Source organism: Actinobaculum massiliense (genome assembly GCF_001457435.1).
GTDB classification, from domain to species: Bacteria; Actinomycetota; Actinomycetes; order Actinomycetales; family Actinomycetaceae; genus Actinobaculum; species Actinobaculum massiliense.
Window position 1 is genome coordinate 216,076 of the sequence record NZ_LN881716.1, and the last position, 21,569, is coordinate 237,644.

The window sequence follows — 21,569 nt, forward strand, 5'->3', positions numbered from 1 at the left end:
GATCACGCGTCTTTCTGCAAAATATTGCAGTTTCGAAAACACAAAACCAACAGTGGTCAAATAGGAACGAAATACCGGCGCTAGTTTCCGGCCGCTCGCCGGGCCGCGCTTGCAGACCCCGCCGGGTCGCACTTCTAGATATCGAGGAACTTTTCCAAACCGTAGGTGAGCGGGCCGCTCCCCCGCACCTTCCGCGCGGCCAGCAAAACGCCGGGCATAAAGCTCGTCCGATCAAAGGAATCCTGTCTAATCACCAGCTGTTCCGCGGGGTTGCCCAGCAAGATCTCCTCATGCGCATTGAGCCCGCGCAACCGCACCGCGTGCACGTGAACGCCGTCGACCACGGCCCCGCGCGCCCCGCCAGGATCGGTTTGCGTTGCATCAGGGCTAGCACCCACTCCCGCACTCGCGCGCGCCGCGGCAATTTTTTGCGCGGTGGTTTTTGCGGTCCCCGAGGGCGCATCGACCTTGTCCGGATGATGCATTTCAATGACCTCCACCGACTCAAAATACGGCGCCGCCGCTGCCGCAAATTTCATGGCAAAGACGGCCGAGAGCCCAAAATTCGGCGCAATCACAACCGAGCGACCGGCCTGCTCTGCTCGTTCGCGCACGCGCCGCAAAGCATCCTCGCCCCAACCGGTGGTACCGACGACGACGTCCACCCCCGCGTCGAGCAGGGCCATCACGTTCGCTTCCGTCTGCGAGGGAACCGTGAACTCGATCGCCACCTGCGCTCCGCCAAGGGTGTCCGGGGAAATCTCACCCTCGTGATCAATTTGCGCCACAAGATTCATATCTTCCGCAGCTTCGACGGCGGCGCATACCGTCTTCCCCATCCGTCCCGCAGATCCAATTACCGCAATATCGATCATGCTCTGACCTTACTAGCGCGGGCGATAATCACGGTCAAAGTTTCAAATATGGAATCGTTCCAGTTTGGAAGCTATCCTATTAAGAGTTGTTCACATTCGAAGCCTGAGGTGGATACGGCGCGTCGACGTCGTCGTACCACTCTCGAAACACCTTAGGAGGAAAAATGTCTCTTATTGGCTCCACAATCAAGCCTTGGGAGTCCCAGGCGTACCACAATGGCGACTTCGTCGATGTTTCGACCGAAGACTTCGCCGGCCGGTGGGTCATTGTGTTCTTCTACCCAGGCGATTTCACCTTTGTCTGCCCCACCGAACTAGCGGATCTGGAAGGCATCTATGGCGAGCTACAGAGCATTGGAGTGGATGTCTACTCAGTTTCGCGCGACTCGCACTTCGTCCATAAAGCCTGGCACGAAAGCTCCCCCGACGTCTCGAAGGTAACCTACCCGATGGTTGGTGACGTCAAGGGCGAGATTACCTCAGCCTTCGACAATATGCGCCCCAGCGGCCTAGCCGATCGCTCGACCTATCTCATCGATCCGGATGGGGTGATTCAGTACATCGAAACCACCTCGGAGGGCGTGGGCCGCAACGCCACCGAACTTCTACGCAAGGTTAAGGCGGCGCAGTACGTGCGCAAGCACCCCGACGAGGTCTGCCCGGCAAAGTGGGAAGAGGGCGACGAGACCCTCACCCCGTCCTTCGATCTTTCAGGGAAGATCTAAATGCTCGACTCGCAAACGACCGCGCAACTGAGGAAATACTTCGAGCTGATTCGCGAGCCGGTCAATCTAGAGTTCTCCGGTGACGATTCCGCTGATTCGCAGAAAATGCGCACCCTCCTCGATGAGATCGCTGCTCTTTCGGAGCGGATTACCGTCCGAGAAGTGGCCGCCGAGCGTACGCCGTCGTTCCGGGTAGCGCGGGCGAACAGTGAGGTCGGGGTTACCTTTGCGGGAATTCCCCTCGGACATGAATTCGAATCGCTCTTGCTCGCGCTCCTCCAAGTAGGCGGGCATCCGGTGAAGATTTCGCCGGAACTTGCCGAGAGGGTCGAAGCGCTCCCCGAGCTCGATTTCACCACCTATTTCTCGCTGACCTGCCAAAACTGCCCCACGGTGGTGCAGGCGCTTAATTCCATGAGCGTGCTCAACCCGAAAATCCGCCACACCGCGGTGGAAGGCGGGCTCAATCGCGAGGAAGTACAGCGCCTCGGCGTGATGAGCGTGCCTACCGTGATGCTCAACGGCGAAGAGTTCGCCCAGGGGCGCATGGGTATCGAGCGAATTCTTGATCGACTCGAAGACCAAGGCATCACCGCCTCGCTTTCGGGCGCGGCCGAATCCGCAGACGGCGTTGCTTCCGGTGCGGACGCCGCCATCGGCGCAGCGGGCGCCGCACCGCGCCAGTCGGTGGCGGCGCGGCGAATGACGGAATTAGGAACACTTAATGTGCTCGTGATTGGGGGCGGCCCGGCCGGTTCTGCCGCGGCGATTTACACCGCCCGCAAGGGCTTGAAAACCGCCCTGGTGACGGGAAATATTGGCGGCCAGGTACTGGAAACAACGGGAATTGAGAACATTCCCGGGATCCCCCACACCGAGGGCTCCAAACTCGCCGCGAACCTAGAGGAACATATTCGCGATTACCGCGTGAACGTCTTCCAAGGAGTCACCGCCCATTCACTGGAGCGCGGAGCCGACGGGCTGATTACCGCCCAATTCGAGGGCGAGGCCAGGTTGCAGGCGCGTAGCGTCATCCTCGCCGTGGGCGCGCAGTGGCGTTTGCTCGGTGTTCCCGGCGAATCGGAGTATCGAAACCGCGGGGTCTCGTTCTGTCCACACTGCGACGGTCCGGTTTTCGCCGGCAAGCCGCTGGCGGTTGTGGGCGGCGGAAACTCCGGCGTGGAAGCCGCGATTGATTTGGCTGGAGTTGCCAGCCACGTGACGCTTTTTGAGTTCCAGGATCACCTCAAGGCTGATGAAGTGCTGGTGGAAAAGGCCCGGGACATGGGCAATATCGATATCGTCACCGGAGCTGCCGTTTCCGAGGTACTCGGCGACGGCGCGCGGGTCACCGGCCTGGCGTGGCAAGACCGCGAGTCAGGCGATTCAAATCGCGTGGATGTATCCGGGGTTTTCGTGCAGATCGGACTGGTTCCGGGCACCGCGTGGCTGTCCGGAATAGTCGATCTCAACGCCCGCGGGGAAATCATTATCGACCGCGAGGGCGCGACGTCCCTAGAAGGCGTCTACGCCGCGGGCGACTGCACGGACGAACCATACAAGCAGATCACCATTGCTTTTGGTGCCGGCGCAACCGCCTCCCTGGGAGCGTTCAATTACCTCATTCGCTCCGGTTCTAGCCCCTCGAACTAGCCGAGCGAGAGTTAGCCAACTCGACCGGAGCACCAGCTAGGTAGCGCCCGGAGCGGGTCGCAGACTTACTTTGCGGCCCGCTCCGGGCGCATTGCTATGTGCGCTTCCGCTGAACTTGCACCAGATCCGAACGACTCACTAAAATGCCTTTATTAATAACCGCTCTGCCAAAGATGGCTCGTCACGGTGTGAGTATTCAGAGAGATACCGTGAAGAAACTTCTCGTCTTTATAGGTTTCCTGCTGGCGACGATCGCCACCATGGCGTTGTATTCGTCAGGGCGGGGATTTGCACTGAGCGAATTCGTCAACGAGTGGTGGATCTCGTTCCTCGTAACAGCGGTTTTCGAGGCCCTAGCGGTTTGGGTATTTCCAAAGCTCGCAGCCAAGTGGGAAAGTGAAAACCTGGACGCGTGGGGACGCAGACGTCGCGGGCTTTACGTTTTTCAGCCTGCGCCGCGGTTTTCATGGTGTTCGTGATCTGAATAGCTTTCATCCGCGCCTAACCGCCCCACTAGCCCCCTACGATAACGCTGGATCGTGGTTGCTCGGCGAGGATTGCGGCTAGATCCTGGATATCACGCGCGGTGACGGCGCGAGCGCGGCGCAAATGCTCATCTTGGGAAATGAGCTCTCCGCGGATTAGTTCCGCGGTTCCCAGGCGGTTCATTTCATTGTGTACGCTCTCGTTGGAGAACACGATATCCGCGCGCAGGCGCCGGAAGGCGGATTCCACTTCCTCGTCGGTTACCCCGTAGCCGGCAATTCGCTCCAGCTCGCCGAACATAAGGGCTTTTACCTCGGAGGCATTTTGCGGGTTGCAACCCGCGCTCATTCCGAACATTCCACCCTCGCGGAAGATACCGGGGAAGGCGTAAACCGAGTATGCCAGACCCCGCTTTTCGCGGATTTCCTGGAAGAGCCGCGAGGAACTCCCGCCGCCGAGAATTGCATTGAGTGCGAACAAAACGGAGAGCCGGTCATCGAACAGGTCAATCGCCGGCATCCCGACCACCACCGCGGCCTGTTCGACCTCGCGCGATATCTTCGTATCCGAACCATTCGGATATGTAATCGCCTCGGCCCGCCGGCGCGGGGCGGGATCGGCGGCGTCGTCGAACTTCCAGCCACCGCGAAGCAGTGCGTCTGAAACGAGCTCGCAGAACGCTTCGTGCTCCACCGCGCCGGCGGCGCTCACCACCAGCTCTTGCGGGTTGTAGACGGCGGCATAGTGATCCGTGAGGGCGCTATGCGCCAGCGAGGAAACCTCCGCCGCGGTACCGCCAATCGGGCGACCCAGTGGATGAGCGCCGTAAACCAGTTCCGGGATCTTTTCCATCGCCACGGATGCCGGATCGTCGGCGTACATGGCAAGTTCTTCTAAAATAACCCCGCGCTCGGTGGCAAAGTCCATGGGATCAAGCGCGGCAGAGGTGATCATATCTGCCAGCAGATCCACCGCGCCGGGCAGGTCTTCGTCAAAGACGTGACCGTAGTAGCAGGTGTATTGCTTGGACGTAGCGGCGTTGAAGCCGCCGCCCAGGAAATCCCCTTCTTCGGCAATATCTTTTGCTGAGCGCCGCGCGGTTCCCTTGAACAGCAAATGCTCGAGGAAATGCGTGGATCCTTCCGTCCCCGGTTCCTCATCGCGCGAACCGGAGCCCACCCAGAACCCGAGATGCACCGAGCGAATATGCGGCAAGCTGGTAGTCAGTACGCGAAGCCCGCCCGGTAGCACGCTCCGGCGCAACCGCGCGCCGTCGTCGTTTATATCAATGTCGCTACCTGCCTGGAGCGGGAGAGGAATCTGTGAATACTGCACCGTCATAGCTTAGCGAGGCGCCCGCGCAAATGTTGTGGCCGGGATTATGCGCGGCAAGTGACTGTAAAGAGCGAGGACCTTTCCCCAGTGGAAAAGGTCCTCGCTCAAACTTTGCGCGGGCGGGGCCGGCGCCCGGCGAACGACGTCGCCAGGCGAGCCCGCCGCTATCGTTTAGTTTTCGTCCGAGTTGGTCCGGGTACGGCGCCGACGGCGACCACCGCGGCTACCGCGCGACCCGCGGCTACCGCGAGTCGGACGGTCGGAATCGGAATTCTCGTCCTCGTCAGCTTCATCGGCGCTCTGCGCAGATTCAGCGCTCTCCGAGCTGTCGGTGCTATCGGCGGAATCCTCCGAGCGGTTCGAGTGCTTGCGGGTGCGCGAACGGCCCGAGCGCTTGCCGCGAGATTCGCGGCGGGCGTGGGATTCGTTGGAGTCCTCTGCGTCGTCGTTCTGCGAAGCCTCAGCATTTTCCGCTTCGGCTTCGTCGTCGGCCGTCACCGAAAGCGAGATCTTGCCGCGGTCGTCCACCTCGGTAATCTCGACCTCGACCTTGTCCCCCACGTTGAGCACATCTTCAACCTGCTCAATACGCTTGCCGCCGACGAGCCGGCGAATCTGCGAAATGTGGAGCAGGCCGTCGCGGCCCGGCGTTAGCGAGATGAAGGCGCCGAAGCTGGTGGTCTTGACAACCGTACCAACGTAGCGTTCGCCCACCTCGGGTAGCTGCGGATTGGCAATCGCGTTCACCTGATCGCGGGCGGCCTCCGCAGACGGGCCATCGGTAGCGCCGATAAACACGGTGCCGTCTTCTTCGATGGTGATTTCCGCCCCGGTATCGTCCTGGATCTGGTTGATCATCTTGCCCTTCGGGCCAATGACCTCACCGATCTTATCGGCCGGGATCTGAACGGTAATAATGCGCGGAGCGGTCGGAGCCATCTCGTCCGGGCCATCGATGGCCTCGTGCATTAGATCGAGGATCGCGATACGGGCATCGCGGGCCTGATCGAGCGCGGCGGAGAGAACATCGCCGGGGATTCCGTCGAGCTTGGTATCAAGTTGCAGAGCGGTGATGTAGTTCCGGGTTCCGGCAACCTTGAAGTCCATATCGCCCAACGCGTCTTCCGCACCGAGAATATCGGTGAGGGCCACAAACTTGGCCTCGCCATCGATTTGTGCCGAGATTAGACCCATGGCAATACCGGCAACCGGCGCCTTGAGCGGAACGCCCGCGTTGAGCAGGGCCAGAGTCGAGGCGCAAACAGACGCCATGGAGGAGGAACCGTTCGAGCCCATGGTCTCGGAGACCTGGCGAATTGCGTACGGGAACTCCTCGCGGCCCGGCAGCTGGGACTCCAGCGCCATCTCGGCTAGGTGGCCGTGGCCAATCTCGCGGCGCTTGGGCGAACCCACGCGGCCCGTCTCACCGGTCGAGTAAGGCGGGAAGTTGTAGTGGTGCATGTAGCGCTTGGCCTTGATCGGCGAAAGGTTATCGAGCTGCTGCTCCATCTTGAGCATGTTCAGCGTGGTTACGCCGAGCACCTGAGTTTCGCCGCGCTGGAAAATTGCCGAGCCGTGAACGCGCGGGAGCACGCCTACCTGCGCGTAAATCGAACGGATATCGGCCGGGCCACGCCCATCCATACGCACGTTCTCGGTTAGCACGTGCTCGCGCATAACGCTCTTGAAGTTGGCGTTGACCGCTGCCGCCAGCGAGTCGGCGTCATCTTCCGCATCGAATGCGGCACCTTCCGCCTCGGTGAGCTCGGAAACAATCTGGTCGGTGAGCTCGTTGAGAGCCTCATCGCGCTCCTGCTTGTCCACAATCCCGAGGATCGTGTTGAAGCGATCGCCAATTTGCGTGGAAACGGCCTGGTACTGCTCCTCGGTGTAATCCGGGAAGATCGGGTACTCCGCGGTTTCCTTACCGCACTCGTTAATAAGCTGCTGCTGAGCTTCGCACAGGGTGCGGATAACCGGCTTGGCGGCCTCGATACCCTGCGAGACGATCTCTTCGGTCGGCGCGATGCCGCCCGAGGCAATGTTCTCCTCGGCATTCTCCGGCGCCTGCGCCTCAATGGTGGTAATTGCGACGTCGTCGCCCACCACGCGGCCGGCAATGTCCATGGAGAAGGTGGCGCGCGCATTCTCGGAATAGCGCGGGAAGGCGACCCACTGACCGTCAATCAGCGCGATGCGGGTGCCGCCCACCGGACCGGAGAACGGAAGATCGGAAAGCGAAGTAGAAAGCGAAGCAGCGTTAATCGCCAGAACGTCGTAGGCATCATCCGGGGCAACGGTCAGGACCGTGGCCACAATCTGCACCTCGTTACGCATCCCCTTCTTGAACAGGGGGCGCAGCGGGCGATCGATAATGCGGCAAGCCAGGATGGCGTCGGTGGACGGCCGGCCTTCGCGGCGGAAGAAGCTTCCGGGAATGCGGCCGGCGGCGTACTGACGCTCTTCCACGTCAACCGTCAGCGGGAAGAAGTCAAAGTGCTCCTTCGGCGACTTCGACGCCGTAGTGGCAGACAGAACAGTGGTTTCGCCATCCAGATAGGCCAGCGCGCTACCCGAAGCCTGCTGGGCAAGCAGACCGGTTTCAAAGCGAATGGTGCGCTTGCCGAAATCGCCGTTATCGATAACGGCTTCGACAGAGTGAATATTAGGACCCTCCACGGGACCTCCTTGTTATTCTCGTGCCCCTCGCGCGGCCGTCAGTGAGCACCCACGGAAAACCTCGCGCCACCTCATCGCGCGCCAGCCTTCCGGAAGCCTTCACCGAAGACCACACGGGACAACCTATTTTCTTAGCTTATTTTCACGTGGAGGCAGCGCCTCCGGTATTTCCATGGCCGCGGTTTCGAACGCGGTGCGCCAAGAGCGCGTAGCGCCGTCTCGCCTCAGCGGCGAAAGCGCGCGGCCCGTTCTAAGCGTAAGCGATTTAGCTCGAATATTGCTTGGAACATGAGCAAAGCGGCTCGGATTTTCTCCGAGCCGCTCCCTTTTCGTCTATCGGCGTAGGCCGAGACGAGCGATCAAAGAACGGTAGCGTTCAATGTCTTCATCAGCAAGGTAGCTGAGGAGGCGACGACGCTGACCGATCAGAAGCATCAGACCACGACGCGAGTGGTGATCGTGGATATTGGTGCGGAAGTGCTCCGTCAGCTGCTTGATGCGGGCCGAAAGCAGGGCTACCTGCACCTCGGGCGAACCGGTGTCACCCTCGTGGGTCGCGTATTCGGCGATGATCTGCTGCTTTTCTTCAGGCTTGAGGGCCATACGATTCTCCTTATATATCCGTTGCGCGGAGCTCCGGGGCCTTTTCTCCCGGGCATGACGCTACCGCGGCCGATCTACGGCAAGCGTCTACTTTACCATTGCCCGGCGTACCGCGCCTGTGGCACCTCTCGCATTCGCTGGCCGCTCCACGACTCGCCATGCCCGGACTCGGGGCTCCCGCCCCGCTCGCGTGCGAGGCCCGGCCGCTCACCGGACCTTTCGGCACCGCTCCCCCGCCTACGACGCCGTCACTTTATTCGGCTCGACCCTCCCGGCTGGCGGTACGCCGAGCGTATCCGCCGTGGCCAGCAGATCTTTGTCCATTTGTGCTAACAACGCCTCGACCGAATCCAGTTTCAACATGGGACGCAGGTAAGAGACAAATTCAATGGCGATCTCCTCACCGTAAAGATTGAGGTCGTAGCGCCCCAGGACGTGCGCCTCCACCGTGCGAGTTTCGCCGTCGAACTGCGGATTCGTTCCCACCGAAATAGCGGCGGGGAGATACTCGGTGGCGGTTGTGCCCGCCACTTTCCTCACCAGCCACCCGGCATAGACGCCGTCGGCCGGCACCTCCCCTAAGCCGTCCCCCGAGAGGTTAGCGGTTGGAAATCCGAGCGTGCGACCGCGCGCTGCGCCATGCTCAACGGTGCCGCGAATCCGGTGCGGACGTCCGAGGATTTTCGCGGCACGCGCCACGTCGCCCTTCTCCAGTAAGGCTCGCACTCCGGTCGATGACCAGCGCTCCCCATCCTCGTCACATCGGTCGCAGATTACCTCGACCTCGATACCCGCCTCGCCACCGAGCTGGCGCAAAAGCGCCGCGTCTCCCTCGTTTCCGCGCCCGAAACGCGCGTCTTCTCCGACGACGACGACGCCCGCGTGCAAATCGCCGGCGAGTTGCTTACGCACGAATTCGGCCGCGGTGGCCCGCGCGTAATCAAGCGTGTAATGCTGCACGAACACCGCATCCACCCCGGTGGCCTCAATGCGATTGAGGCGCTCTTCGAGCGTGGCAATGAGGTGAACGTGCTGGCCCGGGCGATGTACATTCGCGGGATGCGGGTCAAAGGTGAGCACCACGGCCGGCCACTCGCGTTCGCCGGCAATTTCAACCACGCGTCGCAAAATTGCGTGGTGGCCGCGATGTACCCCGTCAAAAACCCCAAATGTTACGACGGTCCGGGAAAGGTCCGCCGGAATGTCAGCCGAATTTCGCCAAATCTGCACCCGGTAATACTAGCGGAGCCTAGCTACGCTAACTCTGCTGAAAGCGTGATTTCGCCCGAACCGCCCGCAAAGAAACGTGAAACCGGGCAGATATTCTTCGCTTCTTTGGCGATCTCCTGGAATTTCGACTCCTCGATATCTGCCACGGTGGCGCGAACGACGAGCTTATCTTCCACGATGGTGGGAACCCCATCGACCTCGGCCAGCTTAATCAAGGACGTCACCTCGATTTTCTGGGGCTCGGTGCCGTTCTCGGTCAAAAGCCCGGCGAGTTGCATCGAGTAGCACGAGGCGTGCGCGGCGGCGATGAGCTCCTCCGGGCTCGTCATTCCGTCCGGCTCTTCGGTGCGCGAGGCCCAGGTGGTTTTTTGGCCGTTGAGGGCCGCCGAGGATGAATCGAGAATTTCACCCGACCCGGCTTCCAGCGTTCCGGTCCAAACATTCGTTGCTTCGCGAGTGGCCATTGCATTCCTCCATAGCTTTGCAAAATTGAGTGTTTCAAACACCGAGTTTTCGGTGCCCGAACCATCACCCAGTGTTTCACTATGACCCGAATCACTCAACACAAGAGATCGCGATTGCGCGCCCGGCAAAAGCGGCAATCGCGCACCACGCTAACTTCCCACCAAACGCAGGCCGTAGAGTAAAAACATGGCCGGCGATATTAGCTTGATTTCTGGGGACATTACCGAACTGCGCGTGGATGCCATCGTCAACGCCGCGAACTCAAGCCTTCTGGGCGGGGGCGGAGTCGACGGCGCAATTCACCGGGCCGCCGGGCCTGAGCTTTTGGCCGAATGCAGGCAAATTCGGCGCACGCGCTATCCGGAAGGACTCCCCGTTGGCGAGGCGGTAGTGACGGGCGCATATCAGCTCCCGTGCCGCTGGGTCATTCACACTGTTGGCCCCAACCGAAACATTGGTCAAACCGATCCGCGCTTATTGGCCAGCGCTTTACGCAATTCCCTGGCGGAGGCGTACGGCGTCGGCGCATGCTCTCTTGCCTTCCCCGCCATCTCAGGTGGGGTTTACGGCTGGAATATGGAGGAGGTAGCCCGCATTGGACTGAACGTTGCGCTTGAAGATCCGGGCGAAATGGAGATTACGTTTTGCCTTTTTGGCAGCTCCGCTCTCGATGTATGGAAGCGGGTAGCCGCGCGGCTGTAACGGAGTGGCGCCGCAGAGGAAATTGTCCCGGGGCGGGGATAGCGCCGTGATGGCAGCAAAGCCAGGACGCTACCACCTGCAAAAAAGTCTGGGCCCAATCATCGGATTGAACCCAGACCTTTTTCAGACTAGAGAATCGGAGTTTTAGCCGGCCGGAGGGAAGAACCCGACGTGGCTGTAGAACACCGTGAAGGAGAGGAAGCACCACAGCACGCCGCAACCCCAGGTAATGAGGGTTGCAACTCGCGCCACGTGCTTGTTCTCCGGGGCGAAGGGCGAAAGCATGGCGGCAACGCCGGTGCCCATGTAGAGCATCATCATCAGGAGCGGCTCCATCAGTGAGCCGGCCAGCAAGCGCGCGATCGGCTCGGTGTCCGGCGGACGCCACATACCGAAGTGCATTCCAGCAATTCCGAAGAACACCAGACCAATGCCGCCAATTGCGCCCACGTAGAGGATCGGGCGAAGGGTGGCAACCAGATCGAACTCGCGGTCCCCGCGGTCAGCGGCGCGCTCGGCGTGAACGATCGCACTACCGGCAATGAAGGTCAGAATGCCGAAGAAGGCGGCAGGCTCACCGAAGGTGATGTTGTCAACCGCACAACAGAAAGCCCCATCGATCTGAGCCAGAGGCCAGGTGAGCATCATGTGAATTCCGGCAATACCCAGGAACGCACCAAGACCAATGAACATATAGCCCCAACCCGCCACGGTGCGGCGATTCGGCCGGGAGGCCGCCCGCACGAAAAGCGGAACCATGACCATAATTGCGCCGGCAACCAGCGCCATCATGGTGTTATAAGTAACACCTTGCATCAAAATACTCATTGCCGCTCCCCCAAAATTCCTTGACGGACCGAAAGGAGAGCGATGCAGATTCCGCCGGTGAGGCACCAGCTGAGAGCACCGAGATCCTGCCCGGTATCACCGGTGGCGGTGACCCAGAAAATGATCCCAACAATAATTCCAACAGCAAGAACCGCCCAAACAATCTTTGAAATCAAAGACGCCCACTTATAAGCGGCTACATCTTCCAGGTCCCGTGGGAGACCTGTAAAGTCATCAACTTCTTTCATACGGTCATGATAAACCTTTTTTGTAGTTTGGGACACAGAAGTAGAAGAAGTATCAATCATTGGCACTCTTCTTAATTCTTTCCCCACACGTCGCCGACCCGGAAGCGCTCCAACCTTTCGGCTCTATAAAGCGGTTTCCCTTCTCCGGGCACCGTCTGGCGATCATGCAATATTCAGCTGTTGAAATTTCGACACGCGGGCACCAAAACCACTACCGCTTGGATATCCCCGCCGATTGAGAGTCCCTATCGGATAAGCATCGCTACGGGTCAGGCATCCCTACCGGTTGAATACCACGGTGGGCCCAATTTGGTCCCCGCGGCGCACCCCAATTGCCACCAGGTCATCCTCTCCGCACACCAGCGCCACCGGAAAATCACTCGCCTCTCGGTCAATAAACTGCCCGTGGCGAAGTAAATCGGCCTCGGCGGCCGAAACACTCAGCGCCGGCAAAGCAAGTTGTGCCGCGGCGGCGAGCGGAATTACCGAAAGGGTTCCGTCTTCTCGCACCTGCGCCGCTAGCTCCTCCATGGTGCGGGCCGCTTCCAAGCCAAACTGCCCCACTCGGGTCCGGCGCAGAGCGCTCATCAGCCCCGCGCTACCGGCCAGGCCGCCCGCATCTCGGGCAATCGCGCGCACGTAAGTCCCCGAGGAGCACGTCACCTCGACGTCGACGTCGGCAACTTCCACCTCGCGCCCCTCAACTTCTTGGGTAGCGGGTCGTAGGTCACCGCAGCGAGCCACGCGAGCAATAAATACTTCATTGGCCGCCAGCTCTACTGCTTCTCCCGCGCGCGCCAAATCATAGGCGCGCCGCCCGGCAACCTTCTTCGCCGAATAAATACTCGGAACCTGGCTGGTGGAGCCGGTAAGCGTGGCGAAGGCGCGATCAACCTCGGCCTCTCCGCCGGAAAACCCGGGAGCGCTCATAACTTTCCCGGTGGAGTCTTCGGTATCCGTTCCCACTCCGAAGCGGAAGGTCGCCGAATAATCCTTATCCGCTCCGCTGAGGTAGGTCAGAAGTTTCGTTGCCGCCCCCACGCCGATAACCAAGATTCCGGTGGCCATGGGATCGAGGGTTCCGGCATGGCCCACCTTTCGCGTCCCCGCTAGGCGCCGCATGGCGCCTACGACGTCGTGCGAGGTAACTCCGGCAGGTTTATCGACGATCACGATTCCGCTAGCGGATTCTTGCCCGCGCGGAAGATCGCCCCACGGCATCTCGCGGCGCGCGAAGGGCCGGGCGCTCGTGTCCCGGCCCTTGCCCCGCGAACTCTTAGCGGGTTGCGAGCTCATTGACGCTCGTTTCCGCCGCTACGGGCGCTTTGGTCTCTTCGATCTCATGCAAACCGAAGCGCTTCTGCGCGGCGTCGATCGCGAACCCAATGACCAAGGCAACCGCCGCCGGCGCCGCGAACGGAAGGTGGGCAGACCCCAGAGGGAAAGCGTCAAGCACGTCGCGCAAAGGGGCGAAAACGGCCAGATTCGTTGCCCAAAGAGCCTCGAACAGCGAGACGAAACCCGCCACCCACGCGGTGAGGCGATAGGTCCAGTAGAGGCGACCGGGAAGGAAAATATCCATGATCGTCACCAGGACCAGGCACACGGCCACCGGATAAATCAGCTGATTCACCGGCATAATGAGGCTGAGGATCTGGTCCAGGCCCAGGTTGGACAGCGCGAGGGCAATCGCCACCTGGCCCAGAAGCATGGTGCGATAGGGAACGTTCGGCCAGTAGCTACGGAAGAACGCCGTGGAGGCCGTGAGCAGACCGGTCGAGGTGGTCAGGCAGGCCAGAATGGCGATCACGCCGAAGAGCACCTGCCCGGCGGTGCCGTAGAACTGCTGGGCGACCCCGGACAGCGCCTCTGCGCCGTTTCCGTAGCCGTCGCCGGCAACGCGGGTACCGATCGCGCACAGGCCCACGTACACGATGGCAAGGAAGGCACCGGCTACCAGACCCGCCGCACCGGTGGCGCGGAAGGACGAACGCTGGCTAGCAAAGCCCTCGTGCCGCAAAGCACCCACGATAACCAAACCGAAAACGAAGGAAGCCAGGGCGTCCATGGTGAAGTATCCTTCGAGCAGACCTGCCGCCACCGGATTTGCCGCGTACTTGACTTCCGGGGCGTTGCCGACCGGCATCAGCTTCACCACCACCGTCACCACCAGCACCGCCATCAGAACGAGGAGCGCGGGAGTGAGGATCGAGCCAATGCGTCGCACAACCTCGCTAGGCCGCAGAACGATGACGTAAGTAACGATGAAGAAAATCAGCGAGTAAACCGCCAGCCACACCCCACCGTTGCTCTGCGCCGCCGGGATCACGGGCGCGATCGCCATCTCGTAGGAAACCGCCGCCACGCGCGGCACCGCGTAAAACATTCCGGTGGTCAGGAAAATCGCGAAGAGAAGCACGGTTCCGGGGATTTTTCCGATGCGTTCGGCTACTTCGCGGGGTGTTCCATCTTTCGACGACGACGCCGCAAACAGCGCGAGGACCGGGAGTACAACTCCCGTACCAATGAATCCGAGGACCGCCGACTTTGCTGCGGTACCGGCTCCAATTCCCATCATGACCGGGAAAATGAGGTTCCCGGCACCAAAGAACATGGCGAAAAGTGCCAGGCCGGTGACCAAAATCTTTTTGGTCTTGGCGCCCGGCGTCAAAATAATTTCGTTCGTGGTTGTATCGCTCATCGTTCTTCCGCTGATTCTGTATCGGAGGAGCCCTCGTGCTCTGCGGGCTCCTGGCTAGAGCTGGTCCGGTACGGATCTTCCCCGCCGGCGTATTCGCTACCGCGCTGAGCGGCGAGTTCGGCGTCGCGGCGCCGCGCAGCATCGAGGACGTCCTCAAAAGAACGCGCTGCTTCCGGAAGGTTATCCACCTCAAATTCAATCGTCGGGGTGAGGCGCAGACCAAGTTGCTTTCCAACTTCGCTGCGAATCACGCCCTTCGCGGCATTGAGGCCACGCTCGGCGGCAACCTGGCGTTCTTCCCCGTGGGCGGTGAAATACACCGTGGCTTGCTGAAGATCGCCGGTAACTCGAGCGTCAGTAATCGTTACTAGTTCGAGCCTCGGATCCTTGAGTTTGCCACCAAGCATCCCAGCTACGATTTGCTGGATGCGCTTGGCAACTCTATCCGCGCGGGGATTTACCATAATGTTCTCCTCGTAAATCTTTTAGGAGGCGGGAAACATTGCTTCCCGCCTCCTTCAAGTTCCAGTGCCCAGACTACTTAACGGTTGTGACTTTCCCTAGTAATTCCCTACGCGAAATAGGTAACACCGCCACCATCCGGACACGCTTTGCAAAGCGCCAGCTCAGAGGCTTAGCTGGCGCGGAAAGAAACCGGCCCTCCCCGCGAAGCAAAACCAAGCGGAGAGGGCCGAGAGGAAGAAATAGCGCTAGTTACGCGGCTTTTCTTGCATCTCGAAGGTTTCAATAATGTCGCCCACGCGGATGTCCTTGTGGCCGAGAGTAATACCGCACTCGTAACCCTCGCGAACCTCGGTAACATCCTCGGTTTCGCGGCGTAGCGAGACGATCTTGAGATCCGGAGCAATAACCACGCCATCGCGAACCAGGCGGGCATTGGCACCGCGCTTGATCGTGCCCTTGCGCACGTTCGAACCGGCGATCATTCCAGCCTTGCCGGACTTGAAGAGCTGCAGGATCTCCGCGGTGCCCAGCTGGACTTCCTCGTAGATCGGCTTGAGCATGCCCTTCATAGCCGCTTCGACGTCGTTGAGCGCGTCGTAAATGACGGAGTAGAACTTCATCTCCACGCCCTCTTCATCGGCGAGCTCCTGCACGCGCTCGGCGGGCCGAACGTTGAAGCCGATAATGACGGCGTTATCGACCGTCGCGAGGTTAACGTCGTTTTGCGTAATCGCACCGACGCCGCGATGGATAATGTCGAGCTGAACTTCGTCGTCGACCTCAATATCCAGGAGCGAGGATTCGAGCGCTTCCACGGCACCCGAAGAGTCACCCTTAATAATGAGGTTGAGCGTATCGACCTTGCCCTCCTTGAGCACATCGCCCAGGTTCTCCAGGGAGACGCGCTTGCGACGCTTGGCGAGGTTTGCCGCGCGCTTGGCGGATTCGCGTTGCTCGGCAATCTGCCGGGCGGTGCGCTCATCTTCAGCCACCAGGAACATATCTCCGGCCGAGGGCACGGAGGAAAGACCCAGCACCTGCACCGGCCGCGAGGGGCCAGCGGCCTCAACCGGCTGGCCGTGCTCGTCGAACATGGCGCGCACGCGGCCGTGCGCGGTGCCGACGGCAATCGGATCGCCCACGCGCAGGGTACCCACCTGGACCAGGCCGGTAATAACCGCGCCGCGACCCTGATCAAGCTTGGCTTCCACCGCCACACCGCGCGCGGGGCGGTTCGGATTTGCACGCAAATCCAGTTCCGCATCCGCCACGTACAGAATGGCCTCGAGGAGGTCATCGATACCGGTGCGCTGCTTGGCGGAAATATCCACGAAGAGGGTGTCTCCGCCATAATCTTCCGCGATGAGGTTGTATTCGGTGAGCTGGGAGCGAACCTTCTGCGGGTTCGCGCCCTCCACGTCCATCTTGTTGACGGCGACGACGATCGGAACCTTGGCCGCCTGGGCGTGGTTGATTGCTTCCACCGTCTGGGGCATCACGCCGTCGTCGGCAGCGACAACCAGCACCGCGATGTCGGTGACGTTCGCGCCGCGGGCACGCATAGCGGTGAACGCCTCGTGGCCCGGGGTGTCGATAAAGGTAATCGCGCGATCCTGGCCCTCGTACTTCACGTGGGTCTGGTAGGCACCAATTGCCTGGGTGATACCACCGGATTCGGTACCTTCCACCGAAGCGTGGCGGATGGCGTCCAGGGTCTTGGTTTTACCGTGATCGACGTGGCCCATAACGGTGACCACCGGCGGGCGGGACTCCAACTCATCGTCGTCGTCGAGGATTTCCTCGGCTTCCAGATCGATATCGAAGGACTCGAGGATCTCGCGATCTTCGTCCTCCGGAGAGAGGATTTCCACGTTGTAACCAATTTCCTCGCCGAGGAGCTTGAAGGTGTCCTCGTCGAGCGACTGGTTCATGGTGGCCATCTCGCCCATGCGCATCAAGACGGTAATCAGATCCGCGCTGGAGGCGCCGATCTGCTCAGCGAAGTCCGCCACCGACGAGCCCTGGCGGACCTTGAGGGTCTGCCCGTTGCCATTCGGGATCTGAACGCCGCGTACGGTTGGCGATGCATTTGCATCGAACTCTTCGCGCCGCGTGCGCTTCGACTTACGCCGCGCGCCGCCACCGCGCCGGCCAAACGCGCCAGCGGTCGAACCACCGCGGGTACGGCCACCGCTACGGGTGAAACCGCCTCCCGGACGGCGATGCGCGCCGCCTCCGGCACCGTTGTTGTTCTGCCCGGAGCGCCCGCCGCGTCCGCGGCCGCCGCCGCGATTATCGGTCTGGCCCGCCATCTGGCTGGGCATCATATTCGGCGAGGGGCGCGGGCCGCGCCGCGTATTCGCGCCGCCCTGGTGATTCTGATGTCCCTGCCCCCGACCCTGACCTTGGCCCTGCGCGGGTGCGCCGGGCTTGGCGCCGCGGCCGCGCCCGCCACCCGGGCGAGGCATACCCTGCTTGGAAGCATAGGGGTTATTACCGGGACGCGGCTTATGTCCGCGCCCGCCACCCGGGCGAGGCATACCCTGCTTGGAAGCATAGGGATTGTTGCCCGGGCGCGGGCCCGGGGTTGCCTCCGCCCGCGCGGCGCGAGCCGACTTGGCTGCGCCCATCGGGGTAGGAATATTCGAGCGCTGCTCGGAGTGTTCGGGGCGGGACGGCTTCGCGGCACTTTCCCCGCCAGCCTCACCGTGCGAGGCGGCCGAGGCTTGCTCGGGCGCAGCATCGTCGGCCGGCGCCGGGGCGGCTGGCTTCGGCGCGGGCTTGGGGCCCGGCTTCGGGGCAGAGCTGGAGCCGGCCCGCTTGGCCGGCGCGGGCTTATTTGCCTGCGCCTCATCGGCGGGTGTTTCCACCACAATTGCTTCGGATCCGGCCGGCCGATCAACCGCCGCGCGGGTACCGGCGGCGGGCTTCTTCGGCTTAGCGGATTCCTTCTTTGCCGCCGCGCCGCTTGCCTTCGCGGGCGCCTTCTTGCCGGATTCTGCGCCTACCTCTTCGGGGTGCGCATCGAAATAATCGCGTGCCTTACGCACGACGGGAGCCTCGATTGTTGACGAGGCTGACTTAACGAATTCACCGTTTTCCTTCAGCACCGCGAGCAGTTTCTTGCTCGTGACGCCAATTTCCTTGGCGAGTTCATGGACGCGGACTTTTGCCACAGTTCTCCTTCGTTGGGGGCCCCGGCAAATGCGCGCGGACCCATCTAAATCTGGCAGCTCATCGCTGGGTACTCATCGGGTGCCCATCAGCTTCCAACCCGCTTTCTGTATCTCGGGTTTTCGCCCTTCCGAGCGAACTGACTTGTTGTATTTCTTCTTCCAGTAGCGAGGTATTTACGCGGCTCCGAAAAGCCTGTGCCAATACACCGCTCCGTAGCGTTCCGGTAAGACATACCGATTCCGGGTGTGTCCACGCCCCGCGTCCGGGTAGTTTTCCTTCCCGGTCGACGACGACGTACCCGTTGGTGTATGCGAGCCTCACCATGCGGCTAGGTGCATCCTTTTTTCGGCATGCCACGCACGTGCGTGGATTCACGAATGTCTCCTTGTTACAGAACGCCTCACCGATTCTAGCGGCTCACCGGCTTAAAGGTTAACGAAAATCTGTGAGTCGCATTCCGGCTCGGCCGCGAGATTGCTCTCATATTTGGCCGAAAGGGCCCGCGCGGTCTTGCCCTAAGGCAACGCGGGCCACCGGCGTCGGCCAGGGATCTTATTCCCCCGGCTCCGCATAGCACTCATGCGGAGTGGCGTCGGATTCCTTACGGATATCAATTGACCATCCGGTGAGCTTGGCAGCGAGGCGAACATTTTGCGCCTCCTTGCCAATGGCGAGGGATGCCTGACCGTCCGGCACAATGGCCCGAGCCTGGCGGTGGTCCTTATTGAGGATTTCCACCCGCAGTACCGTGGCTGGCGAAAGCGATTCGGCGATGAACTTTGCCGGATCGTCGTCGTAGTCCACGATGTCGATCTTTTCCCCATTGAGCTCCTGCGTTACCGCGCGAACGCGCTGACCATTGTGGCCAATGCAAGCGCCCTTGGGGTTAATCGTTTCGTCGGGTGACCACACCGCGACCTTCGAGCGGTGCCCCGCCTCGCGCGAGAGCGCGACGAGCTCCACCGTTCCCTCAGCAATCTCGGGCACCTCAAGCTCAAAAAGCCGGCGCACAAAATCCGGGTGGGTACGTGAAAGACGCACCGAAGCGCCACGCGGGGTAACGGCCACATCCAAAACCAGGGCGCGAATATGGTCGCCATGGTGGAAGTGTTCGGTCGGAACCTGCTCCTCGGCGCGCAGAATTGCCTCATGCTCGCCTACGTCCACCAGCAAATCGCGCGAGTCAGCGTCTTTTCCGGCATGGTGCTGCACCACGCCGGAAACAATTTCGCCCTTCTTATGCTTGAACGAGCCAAGGACCCGATCCGCCTCGGCTTCGCGCAAACGCTGCGCAATCACCGACTTCGCGGTGGCGGTGGCAATCCGGCCAAAGTCCTTAGGGGTGTCATCAAATTCGCCGATGACGTTATCTTCCTCATCGACCTCCGGGGCCCAGACGGTTACGTCCCCGCTCTTTTGGTCCAACTCCACGCGCGCGCCCTTAACCGCTCCCGGCATGCGCATATAGGCGTAGAGAAGCGCCTCCTCGATGGTCTTCATCAGCACGTCGACGCCTACCCCAAGCTCGCTCTCCAGAGCCCGGAGCTCAGTCATCTGGATTTTGAAATCCACAGTATCTCCTAGTTATCGTCCGGGTGATCGAATGAAATCTGAACCCGCGCTTTCGCGATATCTCGAATGGGTTGACGCCAGGTGCCGTTGTCCCCACGGAGTACCAAAATATCACCCTCAACCGCCTCTAGGCGTGCCACCACGGGTTTTCCCTCTATCGGCGTGACCTTAATCAATCTGCCCTGGGCTCGTGAGAAGTGCCGTGGCTCGATGAGCAGGCGATCCGCGCCGGGGGTAGACACTTCGAGGTTATAGGCACCTTCGATTAAGTCGACGTCGTCCAAACGCGCGGAGATCGCTCGGGAAACCTCAGCTAGTTGATCCGAACCGACGCCGCCCGGCCCCGCCGGCAAATCGACCGTCACCCGGACCACGCACCGCTGGCCACCGCGACCGACTTTAACGCTCTCCAAATAGAGCCCGGATTCCTTGACAACCGGCTCTATCGCTTCGATAACGCGGGCCTGCAGTTGCGATCCGGCGCCCTTGGCGCGCGGCGCTTGCGGAGCGTGATTGTCCCGGCGAGCGGGCGGACGTTTGTGATTCTGGCGATTCATGCGATCTAGCGTACCCGCCCACCAGCGTTCCTTTCCCGAAAACACGGCTTCGCGTGAAAGGATGAACCACCGAGGCGTTAATTGAGCGAGGGAGGAAAAGATTGAGCGACCTTCACCACGGTAACCGGAAGACCCGCGGATCTTCCGCGGGTGGCTCGGTAGCCACCGCCCATGCAAGCGCGAAGTTACGCGATATCTCCCACTCCCGGCCGCGCGGTTGGAAAGCGGTGGCGGGGACGGCCATCTGGGCTGTTCTGCTGGCCGCGTTGCTCGTGGGGATCCTCGCCGCGATAGGCGTGCGTTTCGGAAGCGAGGAGCCCGCTCCCGTGCCGGCGGCAGAGGCGGCGCGGCAGGACCTCGCGGTTCGTGCGACTCGCTTGGCCGACGGCGCTCGGCAGTACGACGGCGAAACTTACGCCCAGGTTGCATCCCACGCCGCGGAATTTAGCAATGCGCTCGGGGGCGTGTGGGAGCCATGGCCCACCGGAGCTCCCGCCGGGACAACCAATCCTCCCCTACCCACCTCAGGAGCGGATCTTTCCACCCAGGAATTGGCCGCGCAGGCGCTAGACCTCTCCGATGCGGCAATTGCGGCCGCCAACGGACTAAGCGAGTCAATCGAATCCGCGCCCTCCAGGCCGCTCTACCTTTCCATTGCTCTGCGAGCCCGGCTTGATGCGCAACTTCTAGCCGAAGCGGCGGGCACCGAGGTTCCCGCTTGTGAAGCAAATGCGGAAAGTGCGGGGGCTTTGGCGGCCTCATCGGCCGGGCTGGAAAAAGCGAGCGCCTCCCGGGAGTGGATTGAAACCGCTACCGCGCGGCTCGAGCCAGCGCAACGAAATCAGCGCTTGCCGCGAATTAATGCGCTCACCACTTTTGAGGAGGGCATGGTGGGTGCCGGTATACCCGATTCGCGCATGGTTCCCGCCGCCTATCCCACGGACGAATCAAGCGAAAATCTTATTAATCTCGGCCTCGAAAACTATGCCGAGATTCTGACCGGCGCGAACGGCGATGCGCGGGAACTCGTGAACTTCGGGTGCTCGCTCTACCTCGATTCAGCTGAGCGTTCCGCCGCGCCGGCCCTGCCCGGCCTAGCTAACGAGCGTCACTAGTTCGCTCGTTGCTCGGCGCCATGGGCGAGCTCGGTATCCAGTTCTCGCAAAGCGGCCCTAATCGTCACCGCCATTACTCCCACCGACACCGCGGGAATGGCGACTAATCCGACCGGCACCTCCCAATACCGCGCGGACTTGCTCGCGGGTTTG

At 61.3% G+C, this 21,569-nt stretch carries 21 protein-coding genes; 5 read left to right on the forward strand and 16 right to left on the reverse strand.

Annotated features, from left to right (window positions below):
* Window positions 1-134: 134 nt before the first annotated feature.
* Window positions 135-875, reverse strand: a complete 741-nt coding sequence (gene dapB / locus BN2664_RS01230; RefSeq protein WP_007000402.1) for a 4-hydroxy-tetrahydrodipicolinate reductase — start codon at window positions 873-875, stop codon at window positions 135-137.
* Window positions 876-1,039: 164 nt separating this feature from the next.
* Here dapB and ahpC point away from each other — a divergent pair, with 164 nt between their 5' ends.
* From ahpC to BN2664_RS01245, 3 genes are all read left to right on the forward strand, one after another.
* Entirely contained in the window at window positions 1,040-1,600 is a 561-nt protein-coding gene (gene ahpC / locus BN2664_RS01235) for an alkyl hydroperoxide reductase subunit C (RefSeq protein ID WP_007000403.1), read from the forward strand.
* Window positions 1,601-3,253 (forward strand): alkyl hydroperoxide reductase subunit F, encoded by a 1,653-nt coding sequence (ahpF, locus tag BN2664_RS01240; RefSeq protein ID WP_007000404.1) that lies wholly within the window; start codon window positions 1,601-1,603, stop codon window positions 3,251-3,253. It abuts the gene before it with no gap.
* A 209-nt stretch (window positions 3,254-3,462) separates the two neighbouring features.
* On the forward strand, window positions 3,463-3,732 hold the full coding sequence (locus BN2664_RS01245; RefSeq protein WP_155856431.1) for a hypothetical protein: 270 nt from the start codon (window positions 3,463-3,465) through the stop codon (window positions 3,730-3,732).
* Between the two features lie 34 nt (window positions 3,733-3,766).
* Here BN2664_RS01245 and BN2664_RS01250 read toward each other — a convergent pair whose 3' ends face one another.
* From BN2664_RS01250 to BN2664_RS01270, 5 genes are all read right to left on the reverse strand, one after another.
* Window positions 3,767-5,080: a M16 family metallopeptidase gene (locus tag BN2664_RS01250; protein ID WP_007000406.1), complete on the reverse strand. Its 1,314-nt coding sequence runs from the start codon at window positions 5,078-5,080 to the stop codon at window positions 3,767-3,769.
* A 165-nt stretch (window positions 5,081-5,245) separates the two neighbouring features.
* Window positions 5,246-7,753: a polyribonucleotide nucleotidyltransferase gene (locus BN2664_RS01255; RefSeq protein ID WP_007000407.1), complete on the reverse strand. Its 2,508-nt coding sequence runs from the start codon at window positions 7,751-7,753 to the stop codon at window positions 5,246-5,248.
* Window positions 7,754-8,086: 333 nt separating this feature from the next.
* Window positions 8,087-8,356 (reverse strand): 30S ribosomal protein S15, encoded by a 270-nt coding sequence (gene rpsO / locus BN2664_RS01260; protein WP_007000408.1) that lies wholly within the window; start codon window positions 8,354-8,356, stop codon window positions 8,087-8,089.
* Window positions 8,357-8,593: 237 nt separating this feature from the next.
* Window positions 8,594-9,586: a bifunctional riboflavin kinase/FAD synthetase gene (locus BN2664_RS01265; RefSeq protein WP_007000409.1), complete on the reverse strand. Its 993-nt coding sequence runs from the start codon at window positions 9,584-9,586 to the stop codon at window positions 8,594-8,596.
* Window positions 9,587-9,609: 23 nt separating this feature from the next.
* Complete coding sequence (locus BN2664_RS01270) at window positions 9,610-10,050, reverse strand: OsmC family peroxiredoxin (protein WP_007000410.1); 441 nt, start codon at window positions 10,048-10,050, stop codon at window positions 9,610-9,612.
* 187 nt (window positions 10,051-10,237) lie between these two features.
* Here BN2664_RS01270 and BN2664_RS01275 point away from each other — a divergent pair, with 187 nt between their 5' ends.
* Window positions 10,238-10,753: an O-acetyl-ADP-ribose deacetylase gene (locus BN2664_RS01275; RefSeq protein ID WP_007000411.1), complete on the forward strand. Its 516-nt coding sequence runs from the start codon at window positions 10,238-10,240 to the stop codon at window positions 10,751-10,753.
* Between the two features lie 144 nt (window positions 10,754-10,897).
* Here the strand turns inward: BN2664_RS01275 and BN2664_RS01280 are convergent, their stop codons facing one another.
* From BN2664_RS01280 to BN2664_RS01320, 9 genes are all read right to left on the reverse strand, one after another.
* Complete coding sequence (locus tag BN2664_RS01280; protein ID WP_007000412.1) at window positions 10,898-11,581, reverse strand: DUF981 family protein; 684 nt, start codon at window positions 11,579-11,581, stop codon at window positions 10,898-10,900.
* Window positions 11,578-11,889, reverse strand: coding sequence for a hypothetical protein (locus tag BN2664_RS01285; RefSeq protein WP_007000413.1), 312 nt, complete (start codon window positions 11,887-11,889; stop codon window positions 11,578-11,580). The genes BN2664_RS01280 and BN2664_RS01285 overlap by 4 nt, the downstream gene beginning before the upstream one ends.
* 219 nt (window positions 11,890-12,108) lie before the next feature.
* Entirely contained in the window at window positions 12,109-13,125 is a 1,017-nt protein-coding gene (truB, locus tag BN2664_RS01295; RefSeq protein WP_007000414.1) for a tRNA pseudouridine(55) synthase TruB, read from the reverse strand.
* Window positions 13,106-14,530, reverse strand: a complete 1,425-nt coding sequence (brnQ, locus tag BN2664_RS01300) for a branched-chain amino acid transport system II carrier protein (protein ID WP_007000415.1) — start codon at window positions 14,528-14,530, stop codon at window positions 13,106-13,108. Before brnQ ends, truB begins: the two co-directional genes overlap by 20 nt.
* The gene (gene rbfA, locus BN2664_RS01305; RefSeq protein WP_007000416.1) at window positions 14,527-14,994 is read right to left on the reverse strand and encodes a 30S ribosome-binding factor RbfA; all 468 of its coding nucleotides are present in this window, start codon (window positions 14,992-14,994) and stop codon (window positions 14,527-14,529) included. Before rbfA ends, brnQ begins: the two co-directional genes overlap by 4 nt.
* 246 nt (window positions 14,995-15,240) lie before the next feature.
* On the reverse strand, window positions 15,241-18,171 hold the full coding sequence (gene infB, locus BN2664_RS01310; RefSeq protein ID WP_007000417.1) for a translation initiation factor IF-2: 2,931 nt from the start codon (window positions 18,169-18,171) through the stop codon (window positions 15,241-15,243).
* Between the two features lie 58 nt (window positions 18,172-18,229).
* On the reverse strand, window positions 18,230-18,547 hold the full coding sequence (locus BN2664_RS09500; RefSeq protein ID WP_007000418.1) for a YlxR family protein: 318 nt from the start codon (window positions 18,545-18,547) through the stop codon (window positions 18,230-18,232).
* A 177-nt stretch (window positions 18,548-18,724) separates the two neighbouring features.
* Entirely contained in the window at window positions 18,725-19,726 is a 1,002-nt protein-coding gene (gene nusA, locus BN2664_RS01315) for a transcription termination factor NusA (protein ID WP_040317075.1), read from the reverse strand.
* 26 nt (window positions 19,727-19,752) lie between these two features.
* The gene (locus BN2664_RS01320) at window positions 19,753-20,301 is read right to left on the reverse strand and encodes a ribosome maturation factor RimP (protein ID WP_007000420.1); all 549 of its coding nucleotides are present in this window, start codon (window positions 20,299-20,301) and stop codon (window positions 19,753-19,755) included.
* Window positions 20,302-20,402: 101 nt separating this feature from the next.
* Here BN2664_RS01320 and BN2664_RS01325 point away from each other — a divergent pair, with 101 nt between their 5' ends.
* Entirely contained in the window at window positions 20,403-21,416 is a 1,014-nt protein-coding gene (locus BN2664_RS01325) for a hypothetical protein (protein WP_007000421.1), read from the forward strand.
* Here BN2664_RS01325 and BN2664_RS09415 read toward each other — a convergent pair.
* The gene (locus BN2664_RS09415; protein ID WP_269431460.1) at window positions 21,413-21,535 is read right to left on the reverse strand and encodes a hypothetical protein; all 123 of its coding nucleotides are present in this window, start codon (window positions 21,533-21,535) and stop codon (window positions 21,413-21,415) included. The two genes, BN2664_RS01325 and BN2664_RS09415, sit on opposite strands and share 4 nt — an antisense overlap.
* Window positions 21,536-21,569: the final 34 nt, after the last annotated feature.